This is a genomic window from Mesorhizobium sp. M1B.F.Ca.ET.045.04.1.1 (genome assembly GCF_003952465.1).
GTDB lineage: Bacteria > Pseudomonadota > Alphaproteobacteria > Rhizobiales > Rhizobiaceae > Mesorhizobium > Mesorhizobium shonense.
In genome coordinates this window covers 7,389,961-7,404,909 of record NZ_CP034448.1, presented here as the reverse complement: position 1 = coordinate 7,404,909, position 14,949 = coordinate 7,389,961, and the positions used below count along the sequence as shown (strand labels likewise).

The 14,949-nt window shown below is 58.6% G+C and carries 13 protein-coding genes and 1 pseudogene; 12 read left to right on the top strand and 2 right to left on the bottom strand.

Annotated elements, in window-relative coordinates; genetic code table 11:
- Positions 1 to 35 precede the first annotated feature (35 nt).
- The 5 genes from EJ071_RS36525 to EJ071_RS36505 all read left to right on the top strand — a co-directional run bounded on the left by EJ071_RS36525 (position 36) and on the right by EJ071_RS36505 (position 5,254).
- Entirely contained in the window at positions 36 to 932 is an 897-nt protein-coding gene (locus tag EJ071_RS36525) for a hypothetical protein (protein ID WP_126102171.1), read from the top strand.
- 190 nt (positions 933 to 1,122) lie between these two features.
- Positions 1,123 to 3,162 carry a nucleoside-diphosphate sugar epimerase/dehydratase gene (locus EJ071_RS36520; RefSeq protein WP_189521356.1) on the top strand — a complete coding sequence of 680 codons (2,040 nt, stop codon included), beginning with the start codon at positions 1,123 to 1,125 and terminating at the stop codon, positions 3,160 to 3,162.
- A gap of 83 nt (positions 3,163 to 3,245) precedes the next feature.
- Positions 3,246 to 4,157: a glycosyltransferase family 2 protein gene (locus EJ071_RS36515; RefSeq protein WP_245460114.1), complete on the top strand. Its 912-nt coding sequence runs from the start codon at positions 3,246 to 3,248 to the stop codon at positions 4,155 to 4,157.
- 186 nt (positions 4,158 to 4,343) lie between these two features.
- A complete protein-coding gene (locus EJ071_RS36510) occupies positions 4,344 to 4,655 on the top strand; it encodes a hypothetical protein (protein WP_126102170.1) in 312 nt (103 codons plus the stop codon).
- Positions 4,652 to 5,254 (top strand): glycosyltransferase, encoded by a 603-nt coding sequence (locus EJ071_RS36505; protein WP_210211897.1) that lies wholly within the window; start codon positions 4,652 to 4,654, stop codon positions 5,252 to 5,254. The genes EJ071_RS36510 and EJ071_RS36505 overlap by 4 nt, the downstream gene beginning before the upstream one ends.
- A gap of 584 nt (positions 5,255 to 5,838) precedes the next feature.
- On the opposite strand, the pseudogene EJ071_RS36495 reads toward EJ071_RS36505, so the two are convergent.
- Positions 5,839 to 6,300: pseudogene (locus EJ071_RS36495) on the bottom strand (Tn3 family transposase); the annotation flags it as partial.
- Positions 6,301 to 6,650: 350 nt separating this feature from the next.
- Between EJ071_RS36495 and EJ071_RS36490 the strand changes: the two are divergent.
- From EJ071_RS36490 to glmS, 4 genes are all read left to right on the top strand, one after another.
- Positions 6,651 to 7,763 (top strand): amidinotransferase, encoded by a 1,113-nt coding sequence (locus EJ071_RS36490; protein ID WP_210211895.1) that lies wholly within the window; start codon positions 6,651 to 6,653, stop codon positions 7,761 to 7,763.
- A 145-nt stretch (positions 7,764 to 7,908) separates the two neighbouring features.
- On the top strand, positions 7,909 to 8,700 hold the full coding sequence (locus tag EJ071_RS36485; protein WP_126102169.1) for a 6-phosphogluconolactonase: 792 nt from the start codon (positions 7,909 to 7,911) through the stop codon (positions 8,698 to 8,700).
- A 37-nt stretch (positions 8,701 to 8,737) separates the two neighbouring features.
- Positions 8,738 to 9,877, top strand: a complete 1,140-nt coding sequence (locus EJ071_RS36480) for a hypothetical protein (RefSeq protein ID WP_126102168.1) — start codon at positions 8,738 to 8,740, stop codon at positions 9,875 to 9,877.
- Positions 9,878 to 9,946: 69 nt separating this feature from the next.
- Positions 9,947 to 11,767, top strand: coding sequence for a glutamine--fructose-6-phosphate transaminase (isomerizing) (glmS, locus tag EJ071_RS36475; RefSeq protein ID WP_126102167.1), 1,821 nt, complete (start codon positions 9,947 to 9,949; stop codon positions 11,765 to 11,767).
- A 35-nt stretch (positions 11,768 to 11,802) separates the two neighbouring features.
- Here glmS and EJ071_RS38915 read toward each other — a convergent pair whose 3' ends face one another.
- A complete protein-coding gene (locus EJ071_RS38915) occupies positions 11,803 to 11,946 on the bottom strand; it encodes a hypothetical protein (protein ID WP_189521355.1) in 144 nt (47 codons plus the stop codon).
- Between the two features lie 232 nt (positions 11,947 to 12,178).
- On the opposite strand from EJ071_RS38915, the gene EJ071_RS36470 reads away from it, so the two are divergent.
- From EJ071_RS36470 to EJ071_RS36460, 3 genes are all read left to right on the top strand, one after another.
- Positions 12,179 to 12,670: a transposase gene (locus tag EJ071_RS36470; protein ID WP_126102166.1), complete on the top strand. Its 492-nt coding sequence runs from the start codon at positions 12,179 to 12,181 to the stop codon at positions 12,668 to 12,670.
- Complete coding sequence (gene tnpB / locus EJ071_RS36465) at positions 12,667 to 13,011, top strand: IS66 family insertion sequence element accessory protein TnpB (protein WP_126102165.1); 345 nt, start codon at positions 12,667 to 12,669, stop codon at positions 13,009 to 13,011. The genes EJ071_RS36470 and tnpB overlap by 4 nt, the downstream gene beginning before the upstream one ends.
- A 44-nt stretch (positions 13,012 to 13,055) precedes the next feature.
- Positions 13,056 to 14,749, top strand: a protein-coding gene (locus tag EJ071_RS36460) for an IS66 family transposase (RefSeq protein WP_126102164.1) whose coding sequence is annotated in 2 segments (ribosomal slippage) — positions 13,056 to 14,019 and positions 14,019 to 14,749 — 1,695 coding nt in all. Because the reading frame shifts where the segments join, the coding sequence is not laid out codon by codon here.
- Positions 14,750 to 14,949 lie beyond the last annotated feature (200 nt).

Below are 14,949 nucleotides of genomic sequence, written 5' to 3'. Positions count from 1 at the left end.
GATGTGACGAAGTAAGCAAGATCATCTGGAGGGCGATGAAGCGTGGCGAAGGCTTCTCTTTCGTACGCTTGGGTGACAGCGAAGGTGCACTGTTACTCTATAACCCAAAGACGGCTAAAAAGGCAGATTACGAGTATATTTGGACAATGTTCGGGCGCGACATCAGCCAGAACATGCTAGTACAGATGGCGGACCAATTGCGGGCGGCGCTGTCAGCTGCGGATTTGATCGGTAACCGGGACGACGTCTGGCTTGCAAGGCCATCTGCGTACCAAGTCAAGCTTGATGATCCAGACTTCACCGACCGGTTCCGTGGGAGCCTGAAACTGCGGGAGGTCGAGAGGTCATTGGATGATCATGCGGTGTGGCGCTTGTTTGGCTTGCACCAATGGAGCATCGACAGCATACCGGTTGGCAGACCTGTATGCTCGTCCTGGATACCCTATGATTTGGCGTTGCGGCATTTTTGGGAAAGGTTGATTGTTTATGCCAAATCGGTGACGCTTATTCACTGCTCCCCCAGTTTACCCGATCAGCTAAGACAGGTGCTTGGCGTCCAGGTCGAGCATATTCGAATTCCCGATATGGCTGCCCATCGCGACCGATGGCCTGACGATGATGGCGCAGAGTCAATCTACCCTGACAGTTACAATCGGGTGCAAAGAACGATAGACGTACCTCAGCACGGCCGGCTTGTGCTGATTGGAGCGGGGATACCAGGGAAAGCTTACGCTGCGACGATCAAGCGGCAAGGCGGAATTGCACTTGATCTCGGTGGGCTGCTAGACGCCTGGGACGGTCGGGCGACGCGGCCACTGGTCTTCGCGACAAAGACACCGACCCAGGCGCCGTCTCGCGGGCATGAGCCTTACATGCTCCAGAAGCCTTCTCATTTTCCCCATTGGATGAGTCATTTCGCGCTAGGGCTCTAACGATAGGCTAAGAGTTCCCCGTTCTTTGACCAATCGCAGAACAAAAAAACTCCGGCTCTCCAGCCCGCTCCGCGCTAATCCGGTAGCCGGGTGACGGGGTTGGAATTTGCAATCCAGAGTGGCGGCGGACGATGCGGTCCGGCGACGTTCTGGTAGTCATGTGCCTACGCCTGGAGTTCAGTGCCGCCCAATGACCGCCTATGTAGAAGCCGTATCGGGCCTCCGACCGAGGATGCGGCGCGCCATCATCATGATCCAGGACCTCGTCATGGTCCTGGTCGCGGTCGCTCTTAGCCTCATCCTGTCGCAGTCGCGGCTTTCTTTCGACGCGTTCTCCGCCAGTGGGCTGGCCTGCTGGGCAATCATCGTGCTTATCGCCCATCTGCTGTTCCGCTTTAGTGGCCTCTACAGCACGGTGTGGCGCTTTGCTTCCACGCCTGATTTCTTCAACATCCTCAAGGGCTGCGGCAGCCTGACGGTGGTGCTCTATCTGGCCTCGCTTGCCTTCCGCTTCTTTCTCCAGCCGGTGTCCGGCCTCAACGAACGCCAGTTCATCGTCTTTTTCCTGGTCTCCTTCACCATCATTTCGGCGCCCAGGCTCTACTATCGCTTTCTCCGCGATGGCCCGTCCTGGCGCATCCTGCGTCGCGCCGCCAGCGACGCTTCGATCAAGCAGGCGCTGTTCATCGGCCGGCTGAGCGAGGCCGACGTGATCGTCCGCTTCACCCGCACGGCCGTGCCTGCCGAATATGCCATCCGCGGCATCATGGCGACCGAAAGCGATGCGCCACTCGGCACGCAGATCCAGGGCGTTCCGGTCGTGGCGCTGCGGCCGCGCCTGGTCGAGGTGCTGGAGGACTATGTCAAGGGCACGGAAAATCTCGACCTGCTGATCTTCGGCAAGGGTGTCGAGCGCGAGATCGAGGACTATGCGGAGCTGGTGCGCGTCGCCCGCCACAGCGGCATCGCCGTCGTCCAATTCTCCGGCTTTTCGGAACTGGGGCAGGGCGGCAAGCTGGTGCTCGATGCCGTCGAGATGGAAACCATCATGCGCCGTTCGGCGGTCGCCACCGACATCAGGGGCATCGGCGCCTTCGTCGGCGGCAAGCGCGTGCTGGTCACTGGCGGCGCCGGCTCCATCGGCCGTGTGCTGGTCAAGCGCGCGCTGGAGCTCGGGGCCGAGGCGGTGCTGGTGGCCGACAATTCCGAGTTCGGCATTTTCCAACTCCATCAGCTGATCGACAAAAAGGATCGCGACCGGCTGACCAGTCGCATCGTCGACGTCACCGACAAGCCGCACATGATGCGCTTGGTCAGCGAATTCAAGCCGGCGATCCTCTTCCACGCCGCGGCGCTGAAGCACGTGCCGCTGCTGGAGGAAAACTGGGAAGCGGCGATCGAGACCAATGTCTTCGGCACGCTCGCCTGCGCCGAGGTCGCCGCCGAATGCGGGGTGCCGCAGTTCCTGCTGATTTCCAGCGACAAGGCCGTTGACCCGATCTCGGTGCTCGGCGTCACTAAGCGGGCGGCCGAGCAGATCGTCTCGTCGCTGCATGAAACGCATGCAGCGCGCACCGGATTGCATGCGGGTGCTGCGAACGATGCCGGCGTCACCCAACACCCTGGCGCGCGCAAGCCCTGCACCAAATTCATCGCCGTGCGCTTCGGCAATGTCTTCGGCTCCAACGGCTCGGTGGCGACCATCTTCCAGGCGCAGATCGAGGCCGGCGGTCCGGTCACCATCACCGACCGGAGCATGACGCGCTATTTCATGACCGTGGCCGAGGCCGTCGACCTCGTCATCACGGCGGCCACTGACGCGGAGCAGCGCCAGGGCAGGGACGATTACGCCATCTATATGCTCGATATGGGGCAGCCCGTGCCGATCCTCGAAGTCGCCGAAACCATGATCCGCATGGCCGGCAAGAGCCCCTACACCGACATTCCGATCCGCTTCATCGGCATCAGGCCCGGCGAGAAGCTGCACGAGGCGCTGCATGGCGAGAACGAGGAGGTCGTCAAGCTCGACACCGCCAAGATCTTCGGCCTGAGGACCGACGTCGTGGAATGGCCGAGGATCGAGGCCGCGCTGCCGGCGCTGCAGGCTGCCGTGCGCGATCGGGACAAGGCGGCGGCCTTGGCCATGCTAGCTGGGTTGCAGCGGGTCGACGACGACACGACGGGCAAATATCAGCAGATGTTGCCCAAAAGGGCTCTGCAAGCGGGCTAGGCCTGACCTGTCCGTTCGACGATCGGTTACCGAACGCCCCGCATATGAGTGATTCCAAAGCCGTGACCGGACAAGATCAGCGCGTGGCCGTTCTCATGGGCACGAAGGATGGCGCGGCATTCATCGGTGAGCAATTGGATTCCTTGCTCGCGCAGTCATGGCCTCAGGTCGATCTGTGGGTTTCCGACGATGGCTCTACGGACGCCACGCTCGCAATCGTCGAGGCGTGGCGCGAGCGCTGGGACAAGGGTTCCCTTACCCTGGTGCAAGGCCCACGAAAAGGTTTCGCCGCCAATTTCCGCTCGATGATCGTCGATCCGTCCATCGATGCCGACTTTTATGCCTTCTGCGACCAGGACGATGTCTGGGAGCCGGACCGGCTGGAGAGCGCCATCCGCTGGATGAAGGGTGAGGAGGAGAAAATGCCGCTGCTGTTCTGCTCGCGCACGGCGACCATTTCGCAGACCGGCGTTCCGGCCGGCCATTCGCCACTGTTCAAGCGCCCACCTTCGTTCCGCAATGCGCTGGTGCAAAGCATAGCCGGCGGTAACACCATGCTGTTCAACCGCGCGGCGCGCGAGCTTCTGGCGAAGGCATCGGCCGGAACCGAATTCGTCAGCCACGACTGGTGGGTCTATCTCATCGTCACCGCCGCCAGCGGCAAGGTTCGCTACGAGCCGCGGCCGCTGGTCAGATACCGCCAGCACGGGGCGAACCTCGTCGGCGCCAATGTCTCGTGGAAGGCGAGGCTTTCAAGGCTCGGACGTCTGTTCAAGGGCCAGTTCGCGACCTGGACAGATGCTAACCTGGCTGGCCTGGCCGTGAATGGGGACCTCATCTCCCGTGACGCGGCGGCTTGCCTCAGCCTGTTCATCAAGGCGCGCGAAGGCAATGTCTTCAGGCACTTCCGCCTACTCGGCAAAAGCGGTGTCTACCGGCAGACCTTCATGGGGACGCTCGGGCTCTACCTCGCCTTCTTTTGGCGCCGGATCTGAGCCGCGACGACAAAGGGGGCTTTCGACTTAACATAGACTTAACATAACAGTCACGGCTGTGATGCTGGCGGTGACGCCGCCGGGTGGGCGGGTGCTGTCTTTGCCTGCCCACAAGCAGCGCCCGATGCATCCACACACCCTACTCTTGCCCACCCCCCCGAGGCCCCAGCCCCCACGGTCGGCAAGGTGCTGCGCCTAACCAAGATCGACCAATTGCTGCTTCACTACAGCTGTTCTGATTTTTCTCAGGTCATCGGCAAGATCGACTCTTGCTCGACCGCTTCGGCCCGACAGGCGCTCGCCGCAGGCAAGCGCGCCACAATCGGAACAGCCATAAGTCACGGTCTGTGGGCTTTCTTCAGGGTCTACGTGCTGCGAGCTGGCTTCCTCGACGGCGCCCATGGCCTTGCTAATGCGATTTCGATCTCTCAGGGCACTTACTATCGATACCTGAAGATCTGGCACAGTTATGAAGTTAACCCGGGGGTGCAGTGGTGAGGATTTCAGTTGTCGTCAACACTTATAATTGGCCGGCAGCGCTGCGACTGGTTTTGTTGTCCCTTATGGGACAAACCTATAGAGACTTTGAAATCGTCATTGCCGATGACGGGTCACGGGAGGAGACAAGGACGGTAATCAACGATTTCGCCGCCTGTGCACCCATGCCCGTGCGGCATATCTGGCAAGAGGACGATGGTTTCCGGCGCGCGAAAATCCTGAATGCAGCCATCAGTGCTTGCCAAGCGCCTTACCTTGTGTTCCTTGATGGTGATTGCCTTACCCAGCCGGATTTCCTGTCCCGCCATCGAGCTCTTGCGAAGCCCAACCACTTGGTCACTGGTAGCCGCATCCTGTTGGGGCAAGGTCTGAGCGCGAAATTGTGTGCTGCCGGCACTTGGGATTATGCGGCCTTGCGCCGGAGGGCGATGGCTTACCGCCCACTGGGGCACATCTCGAAGATCGCGCCGCTGTTTGCAAGATTACCTGACTCATCTCTGCGAGACTATCGCCGCTTCGTGTGGCGGCGCATCAAGGGATGTAACCTAGCCTGCTGGAAGGATGCCGTTCTTGCGGTGGGGGGTATAATGAAAACATGACTGGTTGGGGACACGAGGATGCCGAATTTGTGTTCCGCATGCAGCATAGCGGTGTGCTCCGACGATCCGGCTCGTGGGCTACGGAGGTCTTGCACCTCTGGCACCAAGAGCCGGACAAATCAAACGCCGAGCGGAACCGGCGACTGGTGCTGGCCACGATGGAGAAGTACAGGGATGCGGCCGGATCATGAATGCGGCGTTTCCTTGATACCCGAGGTCGGCGGCGGTGAAGCTGTTCTATATTAACCTTGATAGATCGGCTAATCGTCGGCATTGGTTTGATGGTCAGGCATCTGGTCATGGACGGCGCTTTGAACGCGTTTCCGCGGTAGAAGGTGTCTCTTTGTCCGAGGCGCAATTAGCCGCTTTGCGCGCTTTAGCCTCCGTTCCCCTCTCGCTGGCGAGATCGGGTGTTTTCTCAGCCACCGAAAAGTCTGGCAGATGGTTGCGGGTAGCCGCGACGAATGGGCGTTTGTCGCCGAAGACGACAACCATCTTTCCGTCGACGCCGCCAGCTTCCTCCGCGAGGCGAGTTGGATTCGGGGTCTGAGTAGCAACGGAACAGAAAACCTACATAAGGGGTTTCACGGCTCGTCATCCGGATCGGCGGTTTTGGGAATGAGTTCACCGCGAGCGACGAATTCGGGGAGCGTGAAGGCGTATCGGCCGAGCATGTTGACGTGGCCGAATCCGAGCGGCGACAGGCGAGCGACATCTTCCGGCCTGACATCGTAGCCTTCGGTCACGAGCTGGTTGAGGGCTGCATCCGTGTAGATCGTGTTCCATAGTACGACGAGATTGACGACTAGGCCGAGCGCTCCGAGCTGGTCTTCCTGACCTTCATGATAGCGCTGGCGCAATTCGCCGCGCTTTCCATGGAAGATAACGCGGGCGAGTTGATGGCGCCCTTCACCGTGATTAAGCTGGATGAGAATACGACGCCTGTAGCTTTCATCGTCGATGAAGCGCAGTAGGTAGAGCGTCTTGACGAGCCTGCCGAGTTCCTGCAGGGCGCGGGCCAGGCGCGTCGGGTCGTTGGTCTGAAGGTTTGGGTCCATCCCCGCAAAGGTACAGAATGCGACATAGGATTTAGGTCCTGAGGTTTCGTCGCCCTGCGGTCAGGCGTTGGCAGCAGGCAGTGTGTCGGGTTCGAACACCCGCGCTCGCCAAAGTCGTCGGCAAAACATCGAGATCACCGAGCCTCAACCGTCTCGAACTCCGCGCCCCCAGTCTCGAGAAACTCTCTGATACGTTGAAAATATCCGGAAGAACACTTTTCCATCGAAGAGTTCATATAACTGTCATCTAAGTCATATATCGGTCATCCATCGCCGAACTTAAGCAATTATTCGACAGAATTTAGCCTCCACCAGTTCCAAGAGGAAGCAATAATAATATGAATGTCTATAGCAACGGTATAAACCAAAATATTGATAGCAATACTCAAAGTGATACAAAAACCCACTTTGATATTCCGCTTGTAAATGTTCATAATGAGTGGGATCAGCTTGAGGAGGTCTTGGTTGGGACTGCAGTCGGTGCGCGTGTTCCATTAGGCGACAAGGGACTATTTACGATCCGTTACTCGGATTACGAGAATATAGACACGATCCCATCCGGCCCTCACAACTCCAGAATTCTTGGTGAAACCGAAGAAGACCTCAATGCCATCATTGAGGCGTTTGAGAAACAGGGCGTCGTCGTGCGTCGGCCGAATCCAACGGATCAGGCCGCGATCTTCAGCACACCAGATTGGCAATCGGATGGGATGTATGACTATTGCCCACGAGATATTATGCTGCCGGTGGGCAATACGATTATTGAAACACCCATGTCGCTGCGCTCCCGTTTCCTGGAGCCGTTTGCCTACAAAGATCTTCTCGTGGAGTACATGAAAAGTGGTGCTCGCTGGATATCAGCTCCAAAGCCGCGCTTGCTAGATACGATGTACAACAATACTGATCCATCTCGGTCGGCATTGTTGGAACACGAGCCCGTTTTCGATGCGGCTAATTGCTTGCGGGTCGGTCGTGACATCCTCTATCTGGTCTCCGACACAGGTAATATGCTTGGCGCGCAATGGCTCCAAAATACCCTTGGGCCCGACTATCGGGTACATCCGCTTGAGAACCTCTATGCATCGACGCACATCGACACAACGATCACGCTATTGCGGGCCGGCCTCGTACTTGTGAACCCAAGCCGAGTGCGCCCGGACAACCTGCCGAAAATTTTCAAAAATTGGGAGGTCCTAGAGGCGCCTGAGCCAATCGATATTGGCTTTACAGGGGTCGCTTACGGTTCTGCATGGATCAGTATGAACTTTATGATGGTCAATCCGAACTTGGCAATGGTCGATAAAAACCAAACCCCACTTATCAAACTGCTCGAAAAGCATCAGATCGACTGCATACCTCTCCAATTGCGCCATGGCAGAACCCTTGGCGGCGGCTTCCACTGCGTTACGCTCGACGTTCGCCGCAGAGGCATTTTGGAAGACTATTCCTGATCCGGGAATCCTTGAAAATACATTAGGTCCTTTCTGACCGCGATTTCTGCCCAGAGATCGCGGTCAGAAAGGTGAGAACTATGTTTTCAGCCGACTCTCGGACAGCCGATGAGGATCAATGTGGCAATGCCTCTGAGGCCAAATTATGAAGTCTTTTCAGATATCAGTCTTTGATGATCATGAAGCCCTGAGCGAGAAAGCGGCAAAGTGGCTTGTCAAGCATGTGGGTCGTGCTATCGCGGCGCGTGGGTATTGCGTATTCGTGCCATCCGCGGGGCGTACACCAACCAAACTCTATGAAATATTGCGAACGCGCCATCGCCAATCCATTGACTGGTCTCGCGTGATTACCGTCCAAATGGACGAGTATGCTGGCATGCCCTCGACCTCGCCAGAGAGCTTCGCACACTATCTCAGTAACCATCTTACAGCTCCCCTGGGGGTCAAGCTGTTTCACCGTTTTTTTGACGAGGGCGGCAACTTAGCCGCGCCTTTCGCCGCCATCGATCAACGCATCTACGATTTAGGCGGAATTGATATCGTCCTCTATGGCGTGGGGGAAAACGGCCATCTCGGGCTTAACGAGCCAGGCGCGACCGAAGACTCAGAAACTGGCTATGTCTACCTCTCGGATGCAACCTTGATCTCCAACACCGGGCGTCCGTTGAAAGAGGCACGCACGATCCTCCCGACGGAGGGTGCAACTCTTGGACTAAAAGTTCTTCTTGGTGCCCGCAAGTCGCTGCTGATCGCATCAGGCGCACGCAAACGGGAAGCGGTAAGCCGTTTCATGATGGACGGCATTTCGGCCGAGTCACCTTCGACATTCTTGCGCCTGCGCGAGAGCGTGACAGTCATGATCACCTCCGACTGTGCACCATATAGCAATGTTTCCCGCCAAGGCATGACCGCAATCAATTTGGAGCCTGCAGCATGAGGGAGAGGCATGCGGCATTTCTCCGGAACCTCATCCTATGATGTCATTCGCGTTTATCGGCTTCGGTGTCCTATCGATGTTCGGTATGATTCTCCTTGAGATTTTTAGCGCGCTATACGTCTATCAGGTTACCGGCTCGCTGACGATCACATATGCTTGCGTCGGACTTCAGATGATTGCGGAGACGGCGCTCACCTACGCCCTCCCGGGGTTGCTTCGGCGTTTCGGTCCCGCATGGCTGCTCGTGCTATCGATACCCTTCCGTGTCGCGGCCTTCGCGCTGTTGCTGATGCCTGCTCCTATTCTTTTCGCGATATTCGGTGCGAGCTTGTTAATCTCGGTTAGCAGCACAGCTTCCGAGGTTCCTCGTGGTGTTCTGTTGGCGGCGGTAACCGCCAATAAAGCCCGCGGCCTCAATCTCGGCCTGTTTGAAGCCTTTCGGTACGGATCGCTTGCGGCAGCGCCACTTATCGGAGGCTACGCCTTTGAACTTGGCGGCTTTGCGGTGATCGCCGCTCTGTCGACCGGATTGTCGCTTGTTGCGGCAGCATTCGGCGCCAGAGTTCAGGCGGAACTCGGCGGTATGCCTGATGCTAAAGAGCCTGCTGAGATCCTCAATATCAGGGTGCCTTGGGCGATCCGAATCCTATGGTGGAGCACGGGCGTCCGCTATCTCGGCGAGAATTGCCTCTATCCCTTATTAGCTGTGATCTTGTATGCCGGCACAATCAAACTCGGATGGATAGCAGCGGTTGCCGCCATCACAGGCATTGCGTTTGGGGCGATGGCGGATCGAATCCGAACCGACATCTTGCTTCTTCTCGCGCTATCGACGCTTGCCGTAGGCTGGACGATGCGTTCTCAACCGCTCTCGTTCGAACTGGCACTCGTTGTCGGGCTGATCTGCGCAATCGGAGGCAAGGCTGCCGGAATTATCGAGAAGAAAGTTAGCTACGATTTTGGCGATCGTTACAAAAATAACGTTCATTACATCGGACGACGCGAGCGTGAAATGCTCCTGGCCCGAGCCGTGGTTCTTGTACCATGCATTGTTTTTGGGTTCGGCCCGGATATGGCAGTCATTGCCGTAGCGATCTTTCTTGTCGGCAACATTGGTGCGGCCGTTGTCAGCCATTTCTTCCAAAAACGAGAGCGGCGCCTTCAGGCGAACGGATAAATATTTTGCGACCCAGCGCTGGCGAAGCCAGTCAGGTGTACGACGAACAATATTCTTGAGGATCCTTATATGTGCGGCATTGTTGGTATTTTGGGGAAGAAAGCAGTTGCGGCGAGAGTGCTAGAGGCGTTGCGGCGGCTCGAGTATCGCGGCTATGATTCGGCTGGCATCGCAACGTTAGAGGGCGGTTTGCTTACGCGCCGACGCGCCCAGGGCAAGCTAAGAAACCTCGAAATTCGACTCTCGAACGAACCGCTCGACGGATTAATCGGTATCGGCCACACTCGATGGGCGACGCACGGGAAACCCAACGAGATCAATGCCCATCCGCACGCCACGGCCAAGCTCGCGGTGGTTCACAACGGTATCATCGAGAATTTCCGTGAACTGCGCGCCGAATTGCAGGCGGACGGCTATATCTTCAGCACGGAGACCGACACCGAGATCGTCGCACATCTCGTCACCCGCGAACTCGATCGCGGCATGACACCGCTCAAAGCGGTCGCGGCATCCCTGCCTTTGCTACGTGGGGCTTTCGCGCTCGCCTTCCTGTTTCAGGGAGAGGAAGACCTACTCATTGGCGCTCGCAAGGGCTCACCGCTAGCAGTCGGTATCGGCGACGGCGAGATGTATCTCGGGTCGGACGCGCTTGCGCTCGCACCCTTCACGAGTCTTATCGCTTATCTGGAAGAGGGCGATTGGGTGGTCCTCAACCGTGAGGGCGCGACCTTTTATGACAAGGACAATGCACCCGCCGAGCGTCGTGCCCAGCGCGTCGCCGCCGGCGCATTCCTGGTCGACAAAGGCAACCACCGTCATTTCATGGCCAAGGAAATCTACGAGCAGCCCGAAGTGGTCGGCCACACGCTGACGCAATATATCGATATGGTCACAGGTGGTGTCCGGTTACCCTTCGATATCGACTGGAAGGGCCTGAGCGGCCTTTCTATTTCAGCCTGCGGAACAGCCTACTACGCCGGACTAATCGCAAAATACTGGTTCGAGCATCTTGCGCGGCTGTCGGTGGAAATCGATGTCGCCTCCGAGTTTCGCTATCGCGAGGCACCATTACCAGCGAACGGCCTCGCGGTCTTCATCTCACAGTCAGGCGAAACGGCTGACACCTTGGCCTGTTTGCGTTATGCGCTCCAACAGAAACAAACAGTTCTCTCGGTGGTCAATGTAGCGACTTCGACCATCGCACGGGAGAGCCATGCCGTCGCGCCAACGCTCGCCGGACCTGAGATCGGCGTCGCCTCGACAAAAGGCTTTACCTGTCAATTGACTGCGCTGGCATGCCTCGCGGTCGCTGCAGCGCGAGGGCGCGGTGAGCTTTCTATGGACGACGCAACACGTCACGTCCAAAGTCTGATCGCACTGCCGGGACTTATGGCAAAGGCCCTGGAACTGGAGCCGCAGATCGAGAAGCTGAGTCGCACGCTCGCCAAAGCCCGCCACGCACTCTACTTGGGTCGTGGGACCAGCTTCCCGCTAGCGATGGAAGGAGCATTGAAGCTGAAGGAAATTAGCTACATTCATGCCGAAGGTTATCCCGCCGGTGAGCTCAAACACGGTCCCATCGCTCTGGTCGATGATGACATGCCAGTCATCGTCGTTGCTCCTTATGATGTGCTTTTCGAGAAAACAGTATCGAACATGCAAGAGGTCGCTGCGCGCGGCGGCCGCGTCATATTGATTACGGATTCGAAGGGTGCAGCCGAATGTGGTCTTACACCCGAAGCCGCGATCATCATGCCGGAGATGGATCCGCTATTTGCTCCGATTGTCTATGCGTTAGCGATACAAATGATCGCCTACCATACTGCTGCTTTTATGGGTTTGGACGTCGATCGGCCACGCAATCTTGCTAAATCTGTAACTGTGGAATAGGGAGACCTACGCGTTTCGCGCGTCCGCGAAATCTCTCAATTCAGATCAAGCCGAGGCAGACGCGCGTCAATCGCGGCGCGCAACGCGATCAGCCTTGGCGGTTCCTCGATCGTTTCCAGGCGTTCGAGGGACAGGTCCGAGCCTTCCGAGGTATTGATGATGGTGACGGCTGGGTTCATCAGGACACGATCGGCGGTTTCTCGATAGGCGAGGTTTAGCCGGCTCGACAAACGCCCGAGTTCTTCGTCAACACCCCCAACGGTGCGGCGGACCGTCGGACGGGCCGCTTCCCATGCTGGACCTGACAGCAACCCCTTGCGCGGATCTGCATAGTACGCCTACGCTGAAGGCCGCCTACTGACGCGTACCTTGTGGCGTTAGTGTCCGCTTAGATTAAGTGGACACTTAGCAATGAAGTATCTGGCTATGGAGCCGCCGTCGAGGGTGGAGGCGAGCGCGCCCGCGGCTCTTGCGCTGCCGGCGGATGCGGGCCGACGGCGGACGCGCCGCTCCTGGACGGTCGAGCAGAAGCTGGCGATCGTGGGTGAGGTGCAGGAGTCCGGTGATCCCGTGGCGGTTGTCGCGCGGCGTCACGACATGAACGCGAACCACTTGCACATCTGGATGAAGCAAGCCCATGAACAGACATTGGGTGGCCGATCCGAGACCGCACCAATCGCCTTCATTGACATGGGTGTGGTCGGTCACAGCGTGCGCGATGTGGAGGCGGAAGACCCGGCTCCTGCGCGATCGCACTCCGAGGTGCCGGCTACCAGCCAAGCGGTGTCTGCCGATGGCCGGATAGAAATCGTCGGTGCAAACGGCCGGCGTGTGATCGTTGACCGCACCGTCGACGTAAGTGTCCTGATGCGGATCTTGCAGGGCCTGGAAATGCTGCGATGATCCCGACAGAAGGCGTGCGTGTGTGGTTGGCGACAGGCTACACCGATATGAGATGTGGCTTTCCATCGCTGGCGCTACGGGTGCAGGAGGTCCTCAAACATAATCCCCTTGGAGGGAACCTGTTTTGCTTCAGGGGGAAACGCGGAAATCTGTTGAAGGTCATCTGGCATGATGGCCAAGGAGCATGCCTGTTCACAAAAAGGCTTGAGCGCGGGCGATTCATCTGGCCAACAGTTGAGGGCGGAGTAGTGACAGTATCTCCTGCGCAGCTGAGCTATCTGTTGTCCGGGATAGACTGGCGGAACCCTCAGGAAACATGGCGTCCAACCCGGGTTGGGTAGCATTTTTTAATTGAAAATACAAGGAAATGTGATTCAATCGGCGCATGAATTCGAAGCCGGTTGATCTTCCCTCGGATCTTGCCAGCGCCTATATGGCGCTGCTGGCCGAGCGTGAGGCGCTGCAGGCTGAACGCGATGTGGCTGTCGCGGATGCTGCCAACTGGCAGGCTGAAGCCGCCAACGCGCAGGCCATGCTGTCCGACAACGAGGCGCTGATTGCGCATCTCGAGCTGCGCATCGAGAGGCTGAAACGCGAACTCTACGGGCAGCGCTCCGAGCGCACGGCACGGCTGATCGAGCAGTTGGAATTGCAACTCGAAGACCTCGTCACCTCGGCGACCGAGGATGGGCTTGCCGCAGCCGCCGCGGCGGCGAAGACCCAGAGCGTGCGTTCCTTCACGCGCAAGCGGCCAGTGCGTAAACCCTGGCCAGAGAATATCGAGCGCGAGCGCGTCGTCATCGAGCCTCCCACTGCCTGCGCCTGCTGCGGCGGATCGCGGCTGTCCAAGCTGGGTGAGGACGTGACCGGAACGCTGGAGGAGATCCCGCGCCGCTTCAAGGTCATCGAAACGGTCCGGGAGAAATTTACGTGCCGGGATTGCGAGGCGATCACCCAGCCGCCGGCGCCATTCCATGTCACGCCGCGCGGCTTCATCGGCCCACAGCTGCTGGCGACCATCCTCTTCGACAAGTTCGGCATGCACATCCCGCTCAACCGGCAGAGCACGCGCTTCAGGTGCGAGGGCATCGACATGCCGATCTCGACACTGGCCGATCAGGTTGGTCATGGAACCTTTGCCCTCATGCCGCTCTTCAAGCTCATCGAGGCTCATGTGTTCGCGGCCGAGCGCCTTCATGGTGACGACACGACGATCCGCGTCCTGGCAAAGAGCAAATGCACAACAGGCCGTATCTGGACGTATGTGCGCCACGATCAGCCATTCGGCGGCGCCGCGCCGCCGGCGGCGGTCTATTACGCCTCGAGCGACCGACGCGGTGAGCACCCACAAAACATCTGTCCCGGTTCGGCGGCGTCCTTCAGGTCGACTGTTATAGCGGCTTCAATCCGCTCTTCGATCCGAAGCGGAAAGAGCAGCCGATCACGCCCGCATTCTGTTTTGCGCATGCCCGCAGGGGATTCTTCGAACTGGCCGACGTCGAGAAAAATGCCCGCGAGGGCAAGAGGAATGGCAAACCGATCTCCCCGACGGCGCTGCAGGCCGTCAAGCGCATCGACGCGCTCTTCGACATCGAACGTGCCATCAACGGCCAGACAGCCGCTGAGCGGCGTGCCGTGCGGCAGGAAAAGAGCAAGCCGCTCTTCGATGACATGCACGAGTGGTTGCTGCGCGAGCGCGGTACCTTCTCGCGCTCTTCCGACGTCCTGAAGCCGATGAACTATATGCTGTCGCGCTGGGCCGACTTCGCACGCTTCCTCGATGACGGCAGAATCTGCCTGACCAACAATGCCGCCGAAAGGGCATTGAGAGGCGTGGCGCTCGGAAGGCGTGCGTGGACATTTGCCGGGAGCCAGCGCGGCGCCGACCGGGCTGCCGTCATGTTGACGTCCATCACCACCTGCCGCCTGAACGACGTCGACCCAAAAGCCTGGCTCGCCGACGTTCTCGCACGGATCTCTGATCTGCCAAGTTCCCGCCTGCACGAACTGCTACCCTGGGAATGGAAAAATCTGCGCGACGCCGAGAAACTGGCCGGTCAGCAGACCGCCGCGGCCTGAACTGATCGCATCACCATAACGACCACTACGGGCCCACGCGACGCTTCATTCCGCGGCCTTCAGCGTACGCATACTCTGCATATCGCAGTGAGTGAACCGGAAAGATGTCGCGCCGGCGAATGGCGCGGCGCAGTTCGTCCAAGATGCAGAGCCGGTATCCTGTCACATCGACGGCGCCATCGGCAGTCTCGAGCTGGGCC

What these genes read in the sequence shown, in the direction of transcription:
- EJ071_RS36485 (WP_126102169.1), top strand. Translation starts at nt 7,909, where the DNA reads ATGAAGTCTTTTCAGATATCAGTCTTTGATGATCATGAAGCCCTGAGC.
- EJ071_RS36525 (WP_126102171.1), top strand. Translation starts at nt 36, where the DNA reads ATGAAGCGTGGCGAAGGCTTCTCTTTCGTACGCTTGGGTGACAGCGAA.
- tnpB (WP_126102165.1), top strand. Translation starts at nt 12,667, where the DNA reads ATGATCCCGACAGAAGGCGTGCGTGTGTGGTTGGCGACAGGCTACACC.
- EJ071_RS36480 (WP_126102168.1), top strand. Translation starts at nt 8,738, where the DNA reads ATGATGTCATTCGCGTTTATCGGCTTCGGTGTCCTATCGATGTTCGGT.
- EJ071_RS36470 (WP_126102166.1), top strand. Translation starts at nt 12,179, where the DNA reads ATGAAGTATCTGGCTATGGAGCCGCCGTCGAGGGTGGAGGCGAGCGCG.
- EJ071_RS38915 (WP_189521355.1), bottom strand. Translation starts at nt 11,946, where the DNA reads ATGAACCCAGCCGTCACCATCATCAATACCTCGGAAGGCTCGGACCTG.
- EJ071_RS36490 (WP_210211895.1), top strand. Translation starts at nt 6,651, where the DNA reads ATGAATGTCTATAGCAACGGTATAAACCAAAATATTGATAGCAATACT.
- EJ071_RS36520 (WP_189521356.1), top strand. Translation starts at nt 1,123, where the DNA reads ATGACCGCCTATGTAGAAGCCGTATCGGGCCTCCGACCGAGGATGCGG.
- glmS (WP_126102167.1), top strand. Translation starts at nt 9,947, where the DNA reads ATGTGCGGCATTGTTGGTATTTTGGGGAAGAAAGCAGTTGCGGCGAGA.